At 30.8% G+C, this 292-nt stretch carries 1 protein-coding gene; it reads left to right on the forward strand.

The features are described 5' to 3' along the window. On the forward strand, window positions 1-292 hold a 292-nt coding region (locus tag P0G09_RS19975), incomplete at both ends, for an RsmD family RNA methyltransferase (RefSeq protein WP_275253544.1).

The raw sequence follows: 292 nt of genomic DNA on the forward strand, positions 1-292 counted from the left end.
CTCCAAAAAATGAAGATGTAAGGCCAACTACAGATAGAGTAAAAGAGTCTCTATTTAATATGATAAATTCATATATAATGGAAAGTGAAGTTCTGGATTTATTTGCTGGGACTGGTTCTTTAGGAATAGAGTGCTTATCTAGGGGTGCCAAGTCATGTACTTTTGTAGATATCAGTAAGGAAAGCATAGATATTGTTAAGTCCAATGTAAAAAAGGCAAGAGTTGAAAGTGAAAGTATTATTTTAAACCTTGATTTTAAGACTGCAATAGATAAACTTAAATTACAAAATAG

Source organism: Faecalibacterium sp. DFI.5.82 (genome assembly GCF_029076575.1).
In the GTDB taxonomy this organism is placed as follows: Bacteria; Bacillota; Clostridia; order Oscillospirales; family Ruminococcaceae; genus Faecalibacterium; species Faecalibacterium duncaniae.